The following is a 4,416-nucleotide window of genomic DNA, read 5'->3' as shown; positions in this document are numbered from 1 at the left end:
TTCCGCGTCGAGTTCCCAGTCCTCGACGTCGGCGAGCCCGCCGTCGAGTGGGACGAATCGGTCGTCGAGCGGTGCGCCGGCGCGCACCCGCTCCGGCCAGTTGCGGTTGGCCAGCCCCGACTGTCCGAGCGCGACGAGGTCGGCCGGGCCCTGCTCGAGCAGGACGCCCGCTTCGTCGGGGGTGTCGAGGTGGCCGTTGGCGATGACGGTGGCGTCGGTGAACTGGCCGGCCAGCGCCGCCAGCGGCCGCGGATCGTCGGCGAACGCCGGTGCCGAGGCGATGTGCTCGGTGGTGTGGACGTAGTCGAGCCCGGCCCCGTCCAGCTCGGTAAAGATCGCCTCGGCCTCGTCGGCTCCGCCGGCCCACTTGTGCGCGGAGTCGCTGACCTTGCCCTGCGAGATTCGCACGCCGACGACGAAGTCCGCGCCCACGGCCTCGCGGACGGCCCGGCAGATCTCGGCGGTGAGTCGCACCCGGTTGCGCGGCGAGCCGCCGTACTCGTCGTCGCGGTCGTTGAGGTAGTCGGTGAGGAACGCGTCCAGGAGGTAGCCGTTGGCGCCGTGCAGCTCCACGCCGTCGAAGCCGGCCTCGCGGGCGCGCAGCGCCGAGTCGACGAAGGCCTGGCGGACCTCGCCGATGTCGGCGATGGTCATCGCGGACGGGGCGGGGAAAGGCCCGGACCCGCGGTAGAACGGCAGCTGTTCGCCGCGCGCGGGCTTGTCGGTGGGGCCGAGCGGCCCCAGTCCGAATGCGTTGCCCTGGACCTGCGGTCCGGCATGCATGAGCTGGGCGATGATGGTCGACCCCTCGCCGCGCACGGCCTCGGTGACCGGGCGCCACGACTGCACGTGCGCGTCGGTGGCGATGCCGGGCTGGCCGAAGTAGCCGGCGCTGTGCGCGGTGTCGATGTAGAGCCCCTCGGTGATCAGCGCGGCGAACCCGCCGGCCGCGAAGATGCGGTAGTACTCCCGGATGCGGTCGGAGACCGTGCCGTCCGGTGCTGCGTTCACCCGCGTCATGGGGGCCAGCGCGGTGCGGTTGCGCAGTTCGACGCTGCCGAGCTGGTAAGGCTCGAACAGCCGCGCACGGGTGCTGGTCGACATACCGCCTGCTGTCTCCTTCCCGGGAGGTTCGGGGCTGTGCTGCGGAGCAGGCGCGGACTGGGCATCGTTCGCTTCAGTTCGGCAAAACGCGCTGGCCGCGCCGAGTTGTACGATCGCTGTCGTACCAACCGCGCAACGACGGGACCGCTTGTACGAATTCCGTCGTACAATGTGGGCATGGTCACCACGCGGCACCAGCGCGGCACTCGAAAGATGCTGCCCCGTCCGGATCTGGGCGAGGTCCGGGTGGATCAGGTGCTGCGCGCGCTCGGCGAACCGGTCCGGCTGGAGATCGTCCGCGCGCTGGCGCGCGCGGAGCAGCCGATGAGCTGCGGGGCTTTCGGGCTCACCGTGTCCAAGTCGACCTCGACGCACCACTTCAAAGTGCTGCGCGACAGCGGCATCATCGCCCAGTACGACGAGGGCACGGCGCGCTACAGCGAACTGCGCACCGCCGAGCTGCAACGACACTTCCCCGGCCTGCTGACTGCCGTGCTCGCAGCCGAGTAGCGCTGCCGGGCGCTGAGACGCCCCGGCAGGCTGCCCCGAACGCACGACCTCGGCTCAGCAACAGACGAGTTCACACGCGCGATACCGGCATCAACGATCTCGCTGATCCGTTCTCGATCGGCAGCGCCGAGGGCCCACCGGATCGCGCCATGTTCGACAGCGCGAACGCGGCGAACCGGCCGACCGGCGCAGTCGTGCTCGCTGTCGGCCGGCACCGGGCGCCTGCATCGCCGGTGACCTCGCCCGGGCAGGTCACGGCTGGACCTGCTGTGCCGACAAGGCCCTCAGACGGCCTGGTTTTCGATGATGTCGGCTCCCGCGATCGGGCCGCCCGCGCCGCGCACGTGTTCGCGCATCTCGGCGAGGTTGTCGCGGACCTGCTCGTCGGCGGCGATCTGCTCGACGGCCGCCCGCAGCCGGTCGGCGTCGAGCAGGTTCTCGTCCAGGCGCTTGCCGAGGCCGAGTTCGGCGACGCGGTCGGCGTTGGCCTCCTGCTCGGGCATTTGCGGCAGCCCGAGCTGCGGCACCCCGTAGTACAGCGCCTCCATCGTCGAGCCCATCCCGTTGTGCGTGATGAACGCCGAAGCGCGCCGCAGCACCACGGGCTGCGGGAACGACGGGCGGATGTCGATGTTGCCGGGGATGGTGCCCAGCTCGGAGGCCTCGACGGTGCCGCCGATGGACATCGCCACCTGCCAGCGGCTGTCGGCGAACGCCTCCAGGCACAGCCGGTAGAAGTCCGGGCGGTGGTTGAACGCGGTGCCCAGCGAGACGAACAGCAGCGGGGCCTGCTCGTCGGCCGGGTGGTAGTCCTGCTCGGCGCGGCGGCCCAGGCAGGGGCCGATGAAGTGGTAGCGCTCGTCGAAGGTTTCGGCGGCCGGTTGCAGGCGGTTCGGCAGGAACACCAGGTTCACCGGCGCGGGTTCGCTGCGCATCGACATCAGCTCGGTGCGGACCCCGAAGCGCTCGCCCAGCGCGGCGAACTCCTGCTGGCTCTGCTGCACCCGCGGATCGGTGAAGTCGACGTGCTGGGCCATCCGGTCGTGCATGTCGAAGTGCTCGTTGGCCGCGAAGCTGGGCAGCAGCGCCACGTCGCGGGTGCCGAGCTTGTCGGCGAGCATCCGCCCGACCACGCTCATCATGTCGGTGCAGATCACCTCCGGCGGGTCGGCGCGGAAGTGCTCCTGAAGCACCGGGAACGCGTCGGTGACCTGGTCGCGCATGAAGCTCATCATCGACAGCAGCGTCTCGATCGACATCGCGCGGTTCTGCACCTGCGAGACGTCCGGCATCTGCGCGGGCATCCGCACCGGCGCGGCACCGGCGGCCTCGACGGTCTCCAGCATGCTCTCGCCGGTGGCGTAGCTGACTCGGTGCCCGCGCCGGGTGAGTTCGTCGACCAGCGGCAGCGTCGGGTTGATGTGCCCGTGGGCCGGGACCGAGACCATGGCGATGTGCTTTTTCACGACTCCCCTTCGCGCTGTCGATGCGGGACTGCCCTGCCGTGATTCTGCCCGCCGCGCGGGACGCGGTGTGTCCGCGACCCGGTTTTGCGGCGATGCTCACGATCGCGCTGCGGCACTCGACGCACGCGCGGAGCTGCCCTCTCGACGGGGTCCTGATCGCAGCGACGGAACCAGTTCGGGCACAAAGTCCCGAGTCACCACCCGGCCGCGGCGGGAACGCCCGGTGGCGCAGGCGAGACGTTCGCCTGCGGACGCCCGAGGCAGGAAGGACTCCGACCATGCCGATGATCACCACCCGCGACGGAACCGGCATCTTCTACAAGGACTGGGGAGCCGGTCCGCCGGTCGTGTTCAGCCACGGCTGGCCGCTCAACGCTGACGCGTGGGACGAGCAGCTGAACCTGGTCGCCTCGCACGGATTCCGCGCCATCGCGCACGACCGGCGCGGGCACGGGCGTTCCGGGCAGCCGTGGCGCGGCCACGACATGGACACCTACGCCGACGATCTCTCCGCGCTGCTGGACTCGCTGGATCTGCGGGAAGCGGTGCTGGTCGGGCATTCCACCGGCGGCGGCGAGATCGCCCGCTACATCGGCAGGCACGGCGGTTCCCGGGTGGCCAAGGCGGTGCTGCTGGGTGCGGTGCCGCCGCTGATGCTGCGCACGCCGAACAACCCGGAGGGCACGCCGATGGAGGTCTTCGACGACATCCGCAAGAGCGTGCGCGGGGACCGTTCGCAGTTCCTCTGGGACTTCTCCGCGTCCTTCTACGGCGCCGACCGGGCGGGTTCGACGATCACCCACGGGGCGCGCAGCGCGTTCTGGCTGATGGGGATGCAGGTCGCGATCAACGCGGCGCTGGAGTGCGTGGCGGCGTTCTCCGAGACCGACTTCACCGACGATCTGCGCCGCTTCGAGATGCCCACGCTGGTCGCGCACGGCGACGACGACCAGATCGTGCCGATCCAGGCCGCGGCGAACAAGTCCGCCCAGTTGATCCCGCATGCGACGTTGCAGGTGTATTCCGGGGCGCCGCACGGGCTGGCGGGGTCGTACCGGGACGCGTTCGAGCGGGACCTGCTGAGCTTTTTGACCTCCCGCGTCGCGGAACCGGCCACCACCGGCTGAGCCCGTTGTGCCATCGGTGAACGCCCGCCGGTGCGCGCGCGTGCCGTGGCAGGGTCGGTTCCATGCGAGTTCTGGTGCTGGGCGGCACGCGGTTCCTCGGCCGCCGGGTGGCCGAGCGGCTGCACGCGCGGGGGGACGAGGTGCTGCTGGTGCACCGCGGCAGGCACGAACCGCACCCGTGGCTACCGGTGGCGCACTTGCGCACCGAC

At 70.8% G+C, this 4,416-nt stretch carries 5 protein-coding genes; 3 read left to right on the top strand and 2 right to left on the bottom strand.

Translation table 11 applies throughout. The features are described 5' to 3' along the window. Positions 1-1,104, bottom strand: a 1,104-nt coding sequence (locus IJH84_RS16790; RefSeq protein WP_295146062.1) for an NADH:flavin oxidoreductase, incomplete at its 3' end; no start/stop codon positions are given. Between the two features lie 177 nt (positions 1,105-1,281). Here IJH84_RS16790 and IJH84_RS16785 point away from each other — a divergent pair. Continuing rightward, entirely contained in the window at positions 1,282-1,614 is a 333-nt protein-coding gene (locus IJH84_RS16785; protein ID WP_295146060.1) for a helix-turn-helix domain-containing protein, read from the top strand. A 284-nt stretch (positions 1,615-1,898) separates the two neighbouring features. Here IJH84_RS16785 and IJH84_RS16780 read toward each other — a convergent pair whose 3' ends face one another. Then, complete coding sequence (locus IJH84_RS16780) at positions 1,899-3,080, bottom strand: macrolide family glycosyltransferase (protein ID WP_295146058.1); 1,182 nt, start codon at positions 3,078-3,080, stop codon at positions 1,899-1,901. A gap of 278 nt (positions 3,081-3,358) precedes the next feature. On the opposite strand from IJH84_RS16780, the gene IJH84_RS16775 reads away from it, so the two are divergent. Next, complete coding sequence (locus tag IJH84_RS16775) at positions 3,359-4,207, top strand: alpha/beta hydrolase (RefSeq protein WP_200072440.1); 849 nt, start codon at positions 3,359-3,361, stop codon at positions 4,205-4,207. Between the two features lie 62 nt (positions 4,208-4,269). Beyond that, positions 4,270-4,416 (top strand): NAD-dependent epimerase/dehydratase family protein (locus tag IJH84_RS29320; protein ID WP_367269040.1); only part of this gene is annotated, 147 nt, incomplete at its 3' end.

Origin of the sequence: Saccharopolyspora sp. (genome assembly GCF_017434145.1) — a bacterium.
Taxonomy (GTDB): domain Bacteria; phylum Actinomycetota; class Actinomycetes; order Mycobacteriales; family Pseudonocardiaceae; genus Saccharopolyspora_C; species Saccharopolyspora_C galaxeae.
This window is presented reverse-complemented; position numbering and strand designations above follow the sequence as displayed.